The organism is Paenibacillus camelliae, from assembly GCF_023715345.1.
Taxonomy (GTDB): domain Bacteria; phylum Bacillota; class Bacilli; order Paenibacillales; family Paenibacillaceae; genus Pristimantibacillus; species Pristimantibacillus camelliae.
In genome coordinates this window covers 22,332-34,509 of the sequence record NZ_JAMBNY010000018.1, presented here as the reverse complement: position 1 = coordinate 34,509, position 12,178 = coordinate 22,332, and the positions used below count along the sequence as shown (strand labels likewise).

Annotated in this window: 12 protein-coding genes; 11 read left to right on the top strand and 1 reads right to left on the bottom strand. The window is 46.6% G+C overall.

The features are described from left to right. Positions 1–21 precede the first annotated feature (21 nt). The 8 genes from M3180_RS19845 (at position 22) to M3180_RS19810 (ending at position 9,736) form a co-directional block, all read left to right on the top strand. Positions 22–1,308 carry an adenylosuccinate synthase gene (locus M3180_RS19845; RefSeq protein ID WP_251670751.1) on the top strand — a complete coding sequence of 429 codons (1,287 nt, stop codon included), beginning with the start codon at positions 22–24 and terminating at the stop codon, positions 1,306–1,308. Between the two features lie 150 nt (positions 1,309–1,458). Continuing rightward, positions 1,459–2,145, top strand: coding sequence for a hypothetical protein (locus M3180_RS19840; protein WP_251670749.1), 687 nt, complete (start codon positions 1,459–1,461; stop codon positions 2,143–2,145). 139 nt (positions 2,146–2,284) lie between these two features. Next, a complete protein-coding gene (locus M3180_RS19835; protein ID WP_251670747.1) occupies positions 2,285–3,886 on the top strand; it encodes a LysM peptidoglycan-binding domain-containing M23 family metallopeptidase in 1,602 nt (533 codons plus the stop codon). A 127-nt stretch (positions 3,887–4,013) separates the two neighbouring features. After that, entirely contained in the window at positions 4,014–4,760 is a 747-nt protein-coding gene (yycF, locus tag M3180_RS19830) for a response regulator YycF (protein ID WP_251670745.1), read from the top strand. Next, a complete protein-coding gene (gene walK, locus M3180_RS19825) occupies positions 4,757–6,616 on the top strand; it encodes a cell wall metabolism sensor histidine kinase WalK (RefSeq protein ID WP_251670743.1) in 1,860 nt (619 codons plus the stop codon). The genes yycF and walK overlap by 4 nt, the downstream gene beginning before the upstream one ends. Beyond that, the gene (locus tag M3180_RS19820) at positions 6,613–8,007 is read left to right on the top strand and encodes a YycH family regulatory protein (RefSeq protein ID WP_251670741.1); all 1,395 of its coding nucleotides are present in this window, start codon (positions 6,613–6,615) and stop codon (positions 8,005–8,007) included. Before walK ends, M3180_RS19820 begins: the two co-directional genes overlap by 4 nt. Positions 8,008–8,149: 142 nt before the next feature. Beyond that, positions 8,150–8,893 carry a two-component system regulatory protein YycI gene (gene yycI / locus M3180_RS19815; protein WP_251670739.1) on the top strand — a complete coding sequence of 248 codons (744 nt, stop codon included), beginning with the start codon at positions 8,150–8,152 and terminating at the stop codon, positions 8,891–8,893. Positions 8,894–8,929: 36 nt separating this feature from the next. Beyond that, a complete protein-coding gene (locus M3180_RS19810; RefSeq protein WP_251670737.1) occupies positions 8,930–9,736 on the top strand; it encodes an MBL fold metallo-hydrolase in 807 nt (268 codons plus the stop codon). On the opposite strand, the gene M3180_RS19805 is transcribed toward M3180_RS19810, so the two are convergent. Beyond that, on the bottom strand, positions 9,687–9,920 hold the full coding sequence (locus M3180_RS19805) for a hypothetical protein (RefSeq protein ID WP_251670735.1): 234 nt from the start codon (positions 9,918–9,920) through the stop codon (positions 9,687–9,689). The genes M3180_RS19810 and M3180_RS19805 overlap by 50 nt on opposite strands. 141 nt (positions 9,921–10,061) lie before the next feature. Between M3180_RS19805 and M3180_RS19800 the strand changes: the two genes are divergently transcribed. The 3 genes from M3180_RS19800 to rlmH all read left to right on the top strand — a co-directional run bounded on the left by M3180_RS19800 (position 10,062) and on the right by rlmH (position 12,122). Further along, positions 10,062–11,321 carry a S1C family serine protease gene (locus M3180_RS19800; protein ID WP_251670733.1) on the top strand — a complete coding sequence of 420 codons (1,260 nt, stop codon included), beginning with the start codon at positions 10,062–10,064 and terminating at the stop codon, positions 11,319–11,321. Positions 11,322–11,474: 153 nt separating this feature from the next. Then, on the top strand, positions 11,475–11,642 hold the full coding sequence (locus tag M3180_RS19795; RefSeq protein WP_251670731.1) for a CxxH/CxxC protein: 168 nt from the start codon (positions 11,475–11,477) through the stop codon (positions 11,640–11,642). Beyond that, positions 11,643–12,122 (top strand): 23S rRNA (pseudouridine(1915)-N(3))-methyltransferase RlmH, encoded by a 480-nt coding sequence (rlmH, locus tag M3180_RS19790; RefSeq protein ID WP_251670729.1) that lies wholly within the window; start codon positions 11,643–11,645, stop codon positions 12,120–12,122. Positions 12,123–12,178 lie beyond the last annotated feature (56 nt).

Below are 12,178 nucleotides of genomic sequence, written 5' to 3'. Positions count from 1 at the left end.
ACATCGAATGGAGGTATGGTTATGTCAACAGTAGTAGTTGTTGGAACACAATGGGGAGATGAAGGGAAAGGTAAAATAACTGACTATCTTGCAGAAGGTGCGGATGTCGTTGCACGCTACCAAGGCGGTAACAACGCTGGTCACACGATTCTGATCGAGAATAAGAAGTACAAGTTAACGATGATTCCTTCCGGCATATTCAATCATAACAAAACATGTGTAATTGGTAACGGAATGGTCATTAATCCAGAGGCTCTAATTGAGGAAATCAACTATATTCACGAGAATGGCTTTTCAACGGACAATCTCGTTATAAGTGATCGTGCCCATGTCATTATGCCATACCATATTAAGCTTGATGAGCTAGAAGAGGATCGCAAAGGCGATCAAAAAATCGGAACGACTCGCAAAGGGATTGGCCCTTGCTATATGGATAAAGCATCTCGTAACGGTATTCGTATCGTAGACTTAATGGATGCAGAAGAATTTGAAGCACGTGTTCGTGCAATCGTATTAGAGAAAAACAAGCTTATTCAACAAGTATACGGTGCAGATCCAGTTGATGCGGATCAGATCATTAACGATTACCTACGTTTTGCGGAAGTACTGCGTCCGTATGTAACCGATACGTCTGTTGTGCTGAACGACGCAATCGACAGCAATAAAAATGTATTGTTTGAGGGTGCACAGGGCGTGATGCTGGACATCGATCAAGGTACTTACCCGTATGTTACATCGTCAAACCCATCTGCAGGTGGAGTATGCATCGGCTCAGGTGTTGGTCCATCTCGCATTCAGCAGGTTATTGGTGTTGCTAAAGCGTATACGACTCGTGTAGGTGATGGTCCATTCCCTACGGAGCAGGACAATGAGATTGGACAGCTTATTCGCGATAAAGGCCATGAGTATGGTACGGTTACTGGTCGTCCGCGTCGTGTGGGCTGGTTCGATACAGTCGTTGTTCGTCACGCACGTCGCGTAAGCGGCATTACAGGCTTATCTCTCAACTCCATCGACGTACTGACAGGGCTTGAGACGGTTAAGATCTGCACAGGTTATAAATACCGCGGTGAAGTGATCTACAACTATCCAGCAAGCTTGAAGGCGGTTGGCGAGTGTGAAGCGATCTATGAAGAGCTTCCAGGCTGGAGCGAGGATGTTTCTGGCGTTAAGCGTTTAGAGGAGCTTCCGACGAATGCGCTGAATTATGTTCGCCGCATCGAAGAGCTAACAGGCATACCGATTGCTATCTTCTCTGTTGGCCGCAACCGTGAGCAAACTAATCAAGTTTTACCTATCTATGTATAGGCAGCTCTATCTCTAGAGCAGCTAGCTTTATAAGGCTTCGCGCGGACCGCTATCGGCGGCACGGCGAAGCCTTATTTTATTGTTTTCACCCTATAGGAAGAATGGGTCTCTTTTTTTCTGTCCATAATGATAGAGAAGGGGTGAGAGAGAATGGCTTGGAAGATTGGATTATGGATGACAAGAATTGTAGCTATTGTTGTTATTGCAGCCTTATTGTCGATATGGACGACGGGATATGTTGTGACGAGTTACGTTTCAGCACTGCTAAAGCAGTATGAGATTCCGATAGAGGTAGAGCCGATGGCTCTATCAGATGTTTGGAGTATGATATGGGGTACGAATAAGTCCGCGGCGATCGCAGCTAATACGCCTGATGATAGACAGCAGCAGGATCAGATAGATAAGGTAGATCACGATGATATTCGGCAGGGGCAAGTGTCGGGCGAAATAGATGGTACAGATGAACAAACAGATATAGAGCAATCAGATACGGAGCAATTAGACGAGCTTACAGAGGGAACAACAGGGCAGCAGGAGGAAGAGGATATCTGGGAGCAGGATACGCTGGACGTGCTTGCACCTGTAGAAACAGGGGGCCAATCAACGATTACACCTGAGGATATTGACGCCTCGAAGGAGTTGTTAGCAACGGAGGATAAGGAGCGGCTGTTCGAGCTGTTAATGCTCAAGCTACCTTCCGAATCGTGGCAAATGTTCTCGACCTACATAGAGGATGGCCTTACAGAGCGGGAGCTTACCGACATTCAGCAGGTCATGGCGCAGCATTTATCGAAGGAAGAATATGAAGAATTAATGGTAATTCTAAAAAAATATTAATGTGTCATAGTTTTGGCAAAGGTTGCCCGTATTTATGACCGTGTGTTAAAGTAAAAGGCAGGTGATCCGACAGGAGCATGTGTCTTTTTTCCTGTTCCGACACCGACACTAACAGCAAAAGTGCGAAAAGGAGAATATCATGGCCGGATTCGGGGACATGAGTCGTTTGAAGGCGTATGCTTCAAGCTTAGTCAATAAGCTAAAAGGTAGCTCTTCATCAAAGGACTCAGACAACGAGCATGTACAACAAAACGATGCAACCGATGCAGTGATACGTACAACACCACTTTGGCGTAAAAAATCCACAATCATTGGTGGAGCCATTATTGCAGTAACCGCTTCAGTTATTATTGGTGTTCAACAATATCAACAATATATTAAAACGAATACTTTTGAAATTTTTCATGTATATCAAAACGGTGAATACGTAGGTACGGTTAATCATAAAGATGAGGTTCAGCAATTCATCGAGGAAGAGGAACTGGAGCTTGCTAACAACAATCCTGGCGTCTCGATGGAGCTTGAAACAGGCGAGCTTACATACGAATCAGAGGTAGGATTTAAGATCGCAGCAGATTCTGAAGCAACATTAAGCAAGCTAGAGCAATCTTTCGCTTCACATGCAGTAGGGGTTGCGATCGTTGTAGATGGGAAGACACTTGGCTATGTCAAGGATGAGGTTGCAGCTACGAATATATTGAATCGACTGCAGAGTCAATATGCACCACAGGCAGCATCGGTGCAGGAATCAAGACAAATTCAATCCCTTTCCTATAATGCGAATGAGGAAGCAGCAGATGATAAGGCTTCTTCAGAAGCTAATGCATCATCAGAGGATGAATCGCTTACGATTAAAGATGTTGGATTTGTAGAGAAAGTCGATATTACGTTGGATCAGATCGAGCCAACAGCTATACTAGAAGAAGAAGATTTATATAAGAAAATAGTAGATGGCAGCACGAAGCCTACGAAATACGTTGTGCAAAAGGGCGATTGCATCGGCTGTATTGCACAAAAATTTGGTATCTCAGAGCAGGTTATTTATGAAAACAATCCTTCGATTGAAGGAGATAGAATTACAGCAGGCGATGAGTTAGATTTAACTGTACGTATGCCTGATATTACTGTTCGTTCCGTAGAGGAGCTTGTAGAGATTGAAGAAATTGCAATTCCGATTCAATACGTAGAGAACGATGAAATGCGTGAAGGTGAGCAAAAGACGATTCAAAACGGTTCACCAGGCAGTCAGCGCCTCGTATACGAGGTAACGAAGGAAAACGGATATATTCTATCCGAGGAGCTTGTCGCTCAGGAAGTGATTGAGGAAGCAGTGCCAACGATTATTGAGAAGGGCACGATGATTATCGCAGGAACTGGATCAGGCTCGTTTGCTTATCCGGTATCTAATTACCGAATCTCCAGTAAGTTCGGCAAGCGTTGGGGACGACTGCATGCTGGTGTAGACTTTACGGGGAATAAATCAATTAAAGCGTCTGACGCTGGTGTCGTTGAATTTGTTGGCAATAAGAACGGCTACGGCAAAACGATCATTATCGACCATAAAAATGGCTATAAAACATTGTACGGACATTTAAGCTCGTATGATGTAAGCAAAGGCGATAAGGTTGCAAAAGGCGATAAGATTGGTGTAATGGGCAACACGGGACGTTCGACCGGCGTTCATTTACACTTTGAAATTTTGAAAAACGGCGAGGCGGTTAATCCGCTAAGTTATCTATAAAACAAAGGCTGAATTAGTAGGAGTAAGAGCTCCTAACTGATTCAGCCTTTTATTATGAAACGAGTAAGGTACAAGCGACTCGCCTATGGTAAAATAGAAGTACGATGATTAAAGGCGGTGTTGACACATGTACGGAAAAGTTTTAGTAGTAGATGACGAGCAGCCTATTGCAGATATATTGAAATTCAGCCTTGAAAAGGAAGGCTATGAGGTGATATGCGCATTTGATGGAGCGGAAGCTGTATCATTGGCATTTTCGGAGCAGCCCGATCTTATTCTGCTGGATCTGATGCTGCCTGTGAAGGATGGAATGGACGTGTGCCGCGAGGTCCGTACAAAGCTGAATATGCCGATTATTATGCTAACTGCGAAGGATAATGAAATCGATAAGGTGCTCGGACTTGAGCTCGGAGCGGATGATTATGTTACGAAGCCATTCAGCACAAGAGAGCTGCTTGCACGTGTGAAGGCACATCTGCGGAGACAGAAAAAGTCTAGCCAAGAGCAACAGCAGGTTGTCGAGGCAGGACAGATTGAGCATGAGCCGGAGCAGCAGGGCTTCAAGCTGTTTAATCTATTTATCGATACCGATATGTATGTGCTCTACAAGGACGGTGAGCCTGTTGAGCTGACGCACCGAGAGTTCGAGCTTGTACATTATATGGCTCGCAATAGCGGCAAGGTGATGACACGCGAGCATCTACTGCAGGCCGTATGGGGCTTTGAATATTTTGGAGATGTGCGCACGGTAGATGTTACAATCAGGCGCCTGCGTGAAAAGATTGAGGATGATCCTAGTCGTCCTGAATATATTCTTACGCGCCGTGGCTTAGGCTATATGATGCGCAATCCGAAATTCGGGAGTTTAGGATGAAGCTGAGGTGGAAGGTGAAGCCGTTCTTCCAGACGGTGCAGGTTAAGCTTGTTATCATCTATGTCCTGCTTATTTTAGTAGCGATGCAGCTCATCGGGGTTTATTTTATTAGCACGGTGAAAACATCGCTCATTAACAACTTCACGAATAATTTAAAGGAGCAGGCTGATATTTTGGCTAAATTCGCCGCGCCTAGCTTATCGCCGACGATGGATAGTGATGGGGATGCGACAGAAAGCACGAATGAGGATCTCAATCTTGTCGTGCGTAATTTGTTCAGTATAAGCGGAGCAGAGGTGCAGGTGCTCGATAACAACGGTAAAATCGTGGCCACCTCTCTGCAGCTTCATCAGTCATATATTGGGCAGAAGAATAAATCGCTGGCGGTCAGCCGTGCGCTGCAAAATATATCTGACAATGAAGAAGAGTTTATTGATGAGGACGGAACGCGCAAGAAAATGATTGCTGTTCCCGTCACCTATAATGAGAAGGTCGTCGGAGCCGTTCATATCGTTGCATCGATGACTGAAGTATATAACACGATGGACCGCGTCAATCAGATCTTCTTCTCAGGTACAATTATTGCATTATGCTTAACGGGTGTGCTTGGCGTTGTGCTCGCCCATACCATTACTCATCCGATTCAAGGCTTGACGCGTCAGGCTGAGCTTGTTGCAGAGGGGCACTTTGATATGAAGGCACCTGTACTCGGCAACGATGAGATTGGACGGCTAAGCATGGCATTTAACGATATGACAATTCGTCTAAAGGAAGCATTGTCTGCTAACGAAGAGGAGAATGAGAAGCTAATCTCCGTTCTATCTAATATGAGTGACGGTGTACTTGCTGCAGACGAAAGCAATACGGTTATCGTCTGGAATAAACGCGCACTTGAGCTGCTAGAGCTAGGTACGCTGCAGAATACTCAGCTTCCAGCAGTGCTTGGCCTTAGTGAGGAGCAGCTTGCTGAGCTGCAGCAGGGTCGCACGCAAATCTTCATTATGAGCAAGGAGCATTATGATGAAGCGGATATGGATGAAGAGGAAACAATTCTAAAGGTGACTTTATCACCTATTCATCGACGTGACCGCGGCATCACTGGCTCGATTGCGGTGCTGCAGGATGTTACCGATCAGGAGAAGCTGGAGTATTCACGCCGGCAGTTTGTTGCCAACGTATCGCACGAGCTTCGCACACCGCTTACGACGATAAAAAGCTATGCAGAGGCGCTTAACGAAGGGGCGCTTGACGAAAGAGAGCTGTCGGAACGCTTTGTCGGTGTTATACGCAATGAGACGGAGCGCATGATTCGCTTAGTTAGTGACCTGCTGCATTTGTCGCGACTCGACTCGAATCAGGCACCGCTGCGTCGTCAGAAGACGAACATTCAGGACATGCTGGATGAGGTAGCGGATCGTTTTTCATTCCAGCTGCGGCAGAAGGCTATTACTGCTAAAGTGAAGGTCGATCGCAGCGTGAAGCAGGTATTGCTTGATCGGGATCAAATCGATCAAGTGCTAGATAATTTAGTATCCAATGCGGTTAAATATACGACGGATGGTGGCAGTATTATCATTACAGCGATGCGCTCCAAGGATAAAGCCTATGTGGATATTAGCGTACAGGATACCGGGATTGGTATTCCGGGCAAGGACCTATCACGAATATTTGATCGTTTCTATCGCGTAGATAAGGCGCGATCACGTAATCTGGGCGGTACGGGACTTGGCTTGTCTATTGCCCGGGAAATCGTTAAGCATCACGGTGGTAAGATTACACTGGAGTCAGAGCTGAATGTGGGAACGACGGTTACATTTAGTCTGCCGCTGCTGTTGGAAGGGGGCAAAGCTAAATGATCGAGCGAGCAAAAACAGGCATATTGATTCTGCTGGTGGCGCTTAGTCTTGTGCAAACCTATTTTCTTGCCTATCGGATGCCATGGCTTGGCACAACGACACGCTCTGATCAGGATTATGTGAACACGGAGCTGCTAGGTCAAGGCAGCAACGTCGAGCAGGTAGTTTTTCCAGAGGAGCTTATTCTTCATCTTGGCAGCGATGAGCACGCGATGATCTATCCGAACACGCAGTTTTACGAGCTAATTGTGCGACAGCGTCTAGCAAGCCGTGAATTCAAGGGCTTTCAGGTGCTTGTTAACCCAGGGCTAAACTGGGAGGAGATCAGGCGTGAGCATAAGGGAATTGAGCTTTCCTTTACGAAAGGGATTTCCTTCGAGCTGTTGAAAAAGTTAATGAAGCTTGATACAGAAGGCGGCGTTCAGGACAGCGTTATGCTGAGCGGTGTACTGATCTTTGCACAGGAAGAATCGGAGGAAGTGCTTGCCTATTTCTTCGATCAGAACGGATCAACCGTATATCAGGCACTTCATGTTGATTTGACGGTGAAGGATATTGGCGATTATATAGGGTTCGGCCAGTATTTGCCGCGCTTTACGTATATGCATGGTCAGCTGTACGTCGCGAATGAGCCCATTCAAGCGACGGAGTATCTATATAGCTATGAGGTGTTTACGCCTGAGCAGATGCAGCGCAGCTTATTCTTTGATTCGAGTACGACACGGGCCATCGTCAATCGATCTGGCTCGCAAATCTATACCGATGGTAAACGCGGCTTAAAGGTGGAGCAGAACGGACTATGGATTAGCTACACGAACTCTGTCGCTTCACAATCTAGCAGTGCAGCGTTTAATGAGAATGTGTACTTGGCTGTTGACTTCGTTAATCAGCATGGTGGTTGGGATACGACGTACCAGCTTGTGAACATTCCGACGGTGGAAGAGCGCTATGTTCGTTTTCGTAAATATATTGACCAGTATCCGGTTATTGATATTAGTCCATTCCATTATGGATATGTTCATCTAGGTGTGCAGCAGGGGGTAGTCGTTGAGTATGAACGCTCACTCATTAAGCTGCCACAGCAGGAGGAACGTAAGGAAATACGCTGGCTCTATGGCGGTAATCTGTTGCAAAACCAGCTGGAAACGTATGGTCGAACGGATGAGATCGTGACGATCTATCCTGCGCTTAAGGTTGTTCCACAGCAGGAGCAACGGATAGAATTTCTGCCAGTGTGGGCCGTGTTATTAGAGGATGGCAGTGAGGAAGTGCTCATGGACGCTATGCCAGCGGGATATGAGCCAAAGCATACGGTAACGACAGAGACGAAGAAAGAGACAGAGGACCAAGAGCAGCAAGAGAAACAAGAGCAGGAAGAGCAACAGCAGTAGCAAGCAGTAGCAACATTAGTAACTGTAATAACAAAAACAGTAGTAACAGTGGCGGTTGTAATAGCAACAGAATGAGCATGTCCTTAATGGCTAAGTGCGTGGTAGGTGCTATGGATCATAAGAAAAAGAGAGGTGAAGCGAGTTGGACTGGAGTAGAGCAAAGACCGTAATGATTATTTCGTTTCTGCTGTTGAATATATTGCTAGGCTATCAGCTATGGAGTAATGTCAGGGCTCAGCTTAATGCGAATGCCAACTCTGCTGAGCTTCCTGCCGACAAGCTGCAGCTGATGCAGCAGAAGCGGATTACGCTGAATACGAATCTACCGTCCGAAACACCGATGATGGGTGACTTAACGTATTTGCTAGAATCAGATAGTATGGAAAACCGTAAGCCTACCCTAATCGTGCCGGCGGTAGATAGTGCTGTTGTCTTTAATGAAAAGCAGCTGGAGCGTACGCTTGGCACATTTATTCCTGATCTAAGTGAATATGTATACGATCTGCATAGCAGCAATAGCACCGAGGGTGTATTCGTTATGCATCGGGTCGTTGACGGACGGCCAATGTTCCATACGAAGCTTGAGCTGTACAATAGCAACTTAAAAATTACGGCCTATCTGCAGGATCGCGTAGAAATTACGCGCACAGGTGAAAAGCAGCAGGTGCTGGCTTCTTCCAAGATCGTATCGAGCTTAATCGAGACGTATTTGGAGCCAGGTGCTGTCATTATAGATATTCAGCTCGGCTATTACGGGCAGATCTTTGACTCGGAGGTGCAGGTGGCAACGCCTGCATGGCGAGTGATGCTGGATGACAGCAAGGTATACTATGTGGATGCAATTAGTGGAGAGGTATTAACTGACAATACGGAGGACAAGCTATAACAGCTCCTGTCAGCCAGGAGAAGGGAATTTAGAAGAATGGGATTACGTTTTACAGTTTTAGCAAGTGGATCTACGGGGAATGCAACAATTATACAAGGTAATGATCAGACGATTATGATTGATGCGGGACTAAGCGCTAAGAAGCTGGATGAGCTGATGAAGCAGCAGGGGATATCGGGACATGAGCTCGACGCGCTGCTCGTCACACATGAGCATTCAGATCATATTAAAGGCTTAGGCGCCTTCGCACGCAAATATAACTTACCGATCTACGCGAATGAGCCGACATGGGATGCACTAGAGCGGCATGTCGGCACGATCAGTCAGGACAAGCGTATGGTGTTCCAAAGCGGGGAAGACCTATCATTCGGTACGATGCGCGTATCAACATTCCATATCTCGCATGATGCTGCAGAGCCAGTAGGGTACACCTTCGAGCAGGATGGCCGCAAGCTGGGGGTAGCAACAGATCTAGGCTATATGAGTGAAAAAGTAAAAGGCCATATTATCGATTGTGATGCACTTATACTAGAATCGAACCATGATACGGAGATGCTGCGCATGGGTCGCTATCCTTGGAACATTAAGCGGCGCATATTAAGCGACATTGGACATCTATCCAATGTTGCTGCAGGGGAAGCACTCATCGAGCTAATGACGGATCGCACGAAGCGGGTCTACCTCGCTCATCTGAGTCAGGACCATAATCAAATGGATCTAGCGATGCTAACCGTTAATTCTATATTGGAGAACAACGGAATATTTTATAAGCGAGAGGAGTTTCCGCTTCGTCCTACTTTCGCTGATCGGCCAACGCCTTGGGATGAGCTAGGTCGGCAATAAGCTCTTCAAGTGTACGATCAATTCGCTGCATCATACGAGTCAGCTCACCATCATTGACGATGCCTTTACTTGTGAGGATCGCGAGCAATCCATTCAAGGTAAGCAGGGTCTGGTAATGCTCCTGTTTTAAATCAGCGAGCTGTGCGGCGAGCTGCACATGCTCATACGTGCGGGAAGTTGTCATATAAATAAAGCCTCCTATATGTAATTTATGGTAAAATACAAATGAAGTAATTGAATGCTATTACTAGTTTAGTCTAATCTCGCAAAAACATTCCTAATTTTGTATATCAATATAGAAGAAAGATGAAGGGGGTCGCAGTTCATGAGCTTATTCGATGATGATTTTTATTCCTCGAAGGTGTCTCGCAAGGCAAAAAGAGATCTTCAAAGCGGTCACAGTCGGGGGAACAAATGGTTTTCGGGTGTAAGAAATCAGAAGCACCTACAGCTTGTTATACTTTCATCAGTAACGACCGTTATCGTCATGACCGTATTATATGGACTCATTTTTGGCTTTAACCCTTCATCTAAATCGTCAAATCTAGATCTTTCTGCGCGTGCTGTGCAAGCAAGCGACCATATTCGCCCCGCAGTCGTCAGCATCATTAATGAACAAAAGTTCTCACTTGGCCTTAATGGTGGTGTGCTGGAGCAGGATAGTGACGAAGGCGGCATATATCGCGAAACAGGTGTTGGCTCTGGCGTTATTGTGCAGAAGGATAAGGAGTATGCTTATATTGTGACCAACTATCATGTGGTCGCGTCAGCACATCGCGTGAAGGCGGTGCTGACGACCGGCGAGCAGCGTGAGGCTGAGGTCGTTGGACTTGATCAGATTACCGATCTTGCTGTATTGAAGATGAAAGCTGCCGGTATCGATCAGGTAGCAGAGATCGGAGATTCCTCCAGTCTGCGAGCAGCGGAGTTCGTCATGGCGATGGGCAATCCACTCGGTATGGGCGAATCAATTACCTTCGGTGTAGTGAGCGTCATTCGCGAAACTGTGCCGGTGTCGCTTGGGCAGAACGGCATGCTGGACTGGGAGCAGGAGGTTATTCGTGTAGATGCTGCGATTAACCAAGGTAACAGCGGAGGCCCGCTCGTTGATCTGAATGGTCGGGTAGTAGGCATCAACAGCATGAAGATTAGCAACTTCGGTGTGGAAAGCATTGGCTATGCAATTCCGATCAATAATGTTATGCCCATCGTCGGTGAGCTTATTGAGCAGGGCTATGTATCACGCGCTTACCTAGGCGTCTATATGCTCGATCTGCAGCAGTACTGGAATAGGCAGGAGCTTGATGCGGATGGCTCAGACGGTGAAGGCTCACTAAGCTTGCCGAAGGAAGTGTACGAGGGCATTATTGTACTGGAGGCACTTGGGCCTGCGAAGGAAGCGGGTCTGCAGTATAACGATGTTATCGTTAAGCTGGACGATACGAAGGTAGGAAGCACACGCGAGCTGCGGAAGTATCTGTACAATCATAAGCGCATCGGAGACAGCATCGTCGTGCATTACTATCGTGGCAACGAGCTGCGTGAAGCGACTGTTACGCTGGGCGAGAATATACCGGAAGAGTAAGGCTGGATCATATAGATGGTGAATGGGGAGCCGCAGAAAGCGAGAATGAAAAGTTACTCGCTGATCCTGCGGCTTTTGCTGTATCGAATAACGAATTGTGATATGCTAACACTATAAAAAATATGACACTCTAATGATAAAGGAAGAGACATTATGTATTGTGTATGTAAAAGCTGTATTGAGCATGCGATAGAGCGCTTTGTTGATGAATATGAGGATGCACCGGATATGGTTGATTTGAAAGAAACGGAATTCGCCGACTGGGACCCGCCGCGTAAGTGTGATCTATGCGAGGATGCTGCGGAAGTATTGGTGGTCTAGATGCATATCGGCATTGTAGCTGTAGGCAAGCTGAAGGAAAAGTATCTTGTGATGGGTATGGCTGAGTATGCAAAGCGCCTCGGCCCGTACATAAAGCTGACGATGAACGAGGTGCCAGATGAAAAGGCACCAGAGACGATGAGTGAAGCGGAAGAAGAGCAGGTGCGAGATCGCGAGGGCGAGAAGATACTTGCTCATATTAAACCGGAAGCGCATGTGATCGCCCTAGCGATCGACGGCCAGCTATGGTCGAGCGAGGAGCTGGCCGAGCAGCTGGACAAGCTCGCGACGTATGGCAAGAGCCATGTCGTGTTTGTGATTGGCGGCAGTAACGGACTGTCGCAGGCAGTGCTGAAGCGGGCGAATCAACGCCTAAGCTTCGGCCGTATGACACTGCCGCATCAGTTGATGCGGCTTGTGCTTATTGAGCAGGTGTATCGTGCGGTGAAGATAAATCGGGGGGAACCTTATCATAAGTAAAGGAGAAATTTAAAAGATAGTAACATTTTATAAATAATATTCAAAAATAACTTTTA

Bases quoted from the DNA above. Each gene is read 5' to 3' on its own strand.
- M3180_RS19845 (WP_251670751.1), top strand. From the start codon at position 22: ATGTCAACAGTAGTAGTTGTTGGAACACAATGGGGAGATGAAGGGAAA.
- M3180_RS19840 (WP_251670749.1), top strand. From the start codon at position 1,459: ATGGCTTGGAAGATTGGATTATGGATGACAAGAATTGTAGCTATTGTT.
- M3180_RS19835 (WP_251670747.1), top strand. From the start codon at position 2,285: ATGGCCGGATTCGGGGACATGAGTCGTTTGAAGGCGTATGCTTCAAGC.
- yycF (WP_251670745.1), top strand. From the start codon at position 4,014: ATGTACGGAAAAGTTTTAGTAGTAGATGACGAGCAGCCTATTGCAGAT.
- walK (WP_251670743.1), top strand. From the start codon at position 4,757: ATGAAGCTGAGGTGGAAGGTGAAGCCGTTCTTCCAGACGGTGCAGGTT.
- M3180_RS19820 (WP_251670741.1), top strand. From the start codon at position 6,613: ATGATCGAGCGAGCAAAAACAGGCATATTGATTCTGCTGGTGGCGCTT.
- M3180_RS19810 (WP_251670737.1), top strand. From the start codon at position 8,930: ATGGGATTACGTTTTACAGTTTTAGCAAGTGGATCTACGGGGAATGCA.
- M3180_RS19805 (WP_251670735.1), bottom strand. From the start codon at position 9,920: ATGACAACTTCCCGCACGTATGAGCATGTGCAGCTCGCCGCACAGCTC.
- M3180_RS19800 (WP_251670733.1), top strand. From the start codon at position 10,062: ATGAGCTTATTCGATGATGATTTTTATTCCTCGAAGGTGTCTCGCAAG.
- M3180_RS19795 (WP_251670731.1), top strand. From the start codon at position 11,475: ATGTATTGTGTATGTAAAAGCTGTATTGAGCATGCGATAGAGCGCTTT.
- rlmH (WP_251670729.1), top strand. From the start codon at position 11,643: ATGCATATCGGCATTGTAGCTGTAGGCAAGCTGAAGGAAAAGTATCTT.